Origin of the sequence: Yersinia pekkanenii (assembly GCF_001152565.1) — a bacterium.
Taxonomy (GTDB): domain Bacteria; phylum Pseudomonadota; class Gammaproteobacteria; order Enterobacterales; family Enterobacteriaceae; genus Yersinia; species Yersinia pekkanenii.
In genome coordinates, this window is record NZ_CQAZ01000107.1 from 1 (window position 1) to 3,569 (window position 3,569).

The following is a 3,569-nucleotide window of genomic DNA, read 5'->3' on the forward strand; positions in this document are numbered from 1 at the left end:
TTAAGGCACTCAAAGATGCTGGGGTGAAAGCCAACCGCATCTTTACCGACAAAGCATCCGGTAGCCATACTGACAGAGAGGGACTAGATCTGCTGCGTATGAAGGTAGAGGAAGGTGACGTCATCCTGGTCAAAAAACTCGACCGGCTTGGCCGTGACACTGCCGATATGATCCAACTGATAAAAGAGTTCGATATTCAGGGGGTCGCTGTCCGGTTTATTGACGACGGGATTAGCACTGACGGTGAAATGGGGAAAATGGTGGTCACCATCCTGTCAGCCGTGGCACAGGCCGAACGCAGGAGGATTTTAGAGCGTACGAATGAGGGCCGGCAGGAAGCCAAGCTGAAAGGTATCAAATTTGGCCGCAGACGTACCGTGGACAGGGATGCTGTACTGACGCTTTACCGAAAAGGCACTGGTGCAACAGAAATTTCCCGCCAGCTCAGTATTGCCCGCTCCACAGTTTATAAAATTCTGGGTGATGCAAAGATCTCGTAATATCCCCTGATTTCATAAATTAACAAGATGATAATTAATAGTTTTTAGACATCGGATGGCATTTCTCGGGGAAATGTGTGCCCAGAATTCCAAATATTGTGGAACAGTTTGCTTTATGACCAGCACATGAACAACATTACCGTAAAAATAAAGGGAATTAATGATGAAAATAGTCAGCCGCCCCCTGTTGGCAGGGGCTTTTTTACTTGCGTTAAGCAGCCAATTAGCCCTCGCTGGTACCATCGAAGCCGTTAACCACACCAAATGGGCCATCAACCATTTTAGTGTCAATGGGCAGTCAGCCATTGATGCCATAGGGCCATTTCAGGGTGGTGGTGGTGGCGGTAGTTATAGCGCCCCTTCACAATGGAACCCAAGTATGACTGTCCAAGTTGTCTGGGAAACAGGGCTTGGTACAGAGGCCGATTCGCCTTTTCCGGTACCGACGCCCCCTAACCTTGATAATTTACCTAGAGATGTTGCACGGGCAAAAAACAGGCAATACTTTAATGACCGTCAAGAATGGTTTCTGAAAATAAAAAACCTCAACAAACAACATTCACGAATTGTCCCGCTTCCGGCTTATACCTCCGGTGGTAAAACATGTGGGATCACCATTCACTTTATGCCCTGCGACCAAATTAAAGTCACCACCAGTTGCTACGAGTATGGCCATCCTAACTACCCCATTAAAGAACCTATCCATATGAAGGAGCCTGCCGTATGCACGAGATAACAACCGATCTGGCCTGGTATCCCCCCCAGTTCCCCGAACAGGGGCGACTTCCTGTTCACGCGGCTCTGGTCGGTCAGAACTGCCGTCAACAGGACAGCCAGGAGCGTGCCTACCGCAATGAACTGTGCCTCGCAACAGGACGCCGCGTTATGCCGCCCTGCTGCAAGACCCTGCACATCAGCCTGTTCTTTGACGGCACAGGCAACAACATGAACCACGACCTGTATGTAGCCGACCCGAAACACCCCACCAATATCGCCCGCCTGTTTCGGGCCACTCTAGGCCAGGGGCAGGCCGCGGGACTTGCCAGCAAAAACGCCGCGCTGACGGATATGCCACAAAGTGCCGACAACAAGTATTATAAATACTATATGCCGGGCGTCGGCACCCCGTTCCCGGAAATTTCAGACCTCGATTTCAGCATGGGCGGCCTCGCTGCCGCCACGCACGGCGAAGATCGCATCAACTGGGGGCTGCTACGCATCATTGATGCCCTCAGGCGCACAACAGGACTGGAGCGAATGGATGACGGTGCCTGCTGGAAATCCGTTCAAACGATGGCAACATCGATGGCCTCCTTCGGCCTGACCGGCAGCAGTAACCGCTATGAAGAATTCCAGCGTCTTCTCAAAGAACCTGATCTGTTAAAAGCCCTGCGCACGGCCTTGCTGCCAGCGGAACCAGGAAAGCCAAAACTGCTGGGTATCAAGCTGTACGTCTACGGATTTTCACGCGGCGCGGCAGCAGCTAGGGCCTTTATCAGTTGGCTCAGTGAACTGCTGCCAAAACCGCAGGGCGATGAGGAAAAACCAGAACAGTGTCTGATGGCCGGTGACCTAAACATTCCCCTCAGCGTGGAATTTATTGGCCTGCTGGATACAGTGGCTTCGGTAGGTGTCCCACACATGGCCCCGATTGCAGAAGGCCACATGGGCTGGGCTGACGGTAATCAGGCACTACCTGACGAGAAAATTTACGGCGGCTTGATAAAACGCTGTATCCATTTGGTGTCCTCCCACGAGCAGCGGCTCTGCTTCCCGCTAGATTCCATTCGCCGCACCGATGGAAAGTACCCGGCCAACAGCGAGGAGGTGGTGTACCCCGGTGTACATTCAGATTTGGGCGGTGGATATCCACCAGGGGATCAGGGCAAGGCGAACGGACCGGATGACAGCTTACTGTTGTCCCAAATCGCCCTCCATGAGATGTACGCCGCCGCATTTGCTGCCGGCGCACCATTAAAAGTCCCCGAGACCTCGTTGCCTGATGACATTAAAAAAGACATCTACCGACAATTACCGCCAGATGTCCAAGAAGAGTTTTTGATAAATCCTAACTTAATCGACCGTTTCAACGCCTGGCGCACCTTGACCCTTGGAATTCCTCTATCAACTGATATTATCAGTGGGCAGGAGGCGGTAAAATACCAGCCACTGCGCGCGGCCGTCAGCCTGGAAAAAGCCATGGAAGAACAAACGGCGTGGATCACCGCCTGGCGCATCACCCGCTACGCCAGCGGCACCTACAAGACAAAACGCTTCTACATCGACTCTGCCGCCAACGGGCTGGATAAACACAGTGATCCGGCCCTCAGAAAAGCCGACGAAGATAACCGGGCACTAATTCAGAAGAACACGGAACAAGAACGCCAGAGCATGGCCGCTGCCGCTAAAGACGGTGATTTTATCCTTCTCCCTCAAGGGCCTAAGGACTTCGATGCGGCACTGGGACAAACCCAGTTACGCCAGGCCGCAGAGGAGTTCAGAGAAGATTATCAGGGAGTATCACGCACCAACACCCAGGAATGGTACTTTGAGCCGGTCTATGGGCTCAAAAACGCGATTTTCCTTCTGAGTACCGACAACCGATACCCTGAATGGCTGCGCATGAAAACCGCCGGTGAAGTGCGATGTACTGTGCTATTCCCTGTGGCTGGTGAAACCAGTAATACCGAATTACCCGGGGGGCAGCTCCGCGCGCTTTTTGATGATCAGGTGCATGATTCCCGCGCCTGGTTTATGCACAATGCGTTTGGGGCGCGCGAACCCTGGGGCAGTTATTTTCTCGAGCGGATGATCTATTTTGGCGATAACAGTAATAAACCGCTGTCACCGCTGATGGTGGCTGGCGCGGTCGTTGGGGCGGCAACCCTGGTGGGCGGTGTCGCCTTTATCATTAAACAGAAAAAAATACAGGGTAAACTTCTGGGGTTGGCGGGCATGGCGGGAGCCATTTCGCTGGAAGCCCATGCGATGGATATTCTGTCCGGTAAGCCGCTGCCCATGTTGCCCGGCGCGGAATTGTTGCAGGCATTTACGCTCCAGCCTGGGGCG

The 3,569-nt window shown here is 53.0% G+C and carries 3 protein-coding genes; all 3 read left to right on the plus strand.

The genetic code is table 11. The features are described from left to right. The coding region (locus AEP37_RS22630; protein ID WP_049615436.1) for a recombinase family protein at nt 1–500 on the plus strand (500 nt) is incomplete at its 5' end. 160 nt (nt 501–660) lie between these two features. After that, entirely contained in the window at nt 661–1,236 is a 576-nt protein-coding gene (locus tag AEP37_RS22635) for a DUF3304 domain-containing protein (protein WP_049615437.1), read from the plus strand. Beyond that, the coding region (locus tag AEP37_RS22640; RefSeq protein WP_049615438.1) for a T6SS phospholipase effector Tle1-like catalytic domain-containing protein at nt 1,224–3,569 on the plus strand (2,346 nt) is incomplete at its 3' end. The genes AEP37_RS22635 and AEP37_RS22640, both read left to right, overlap by 13 nt.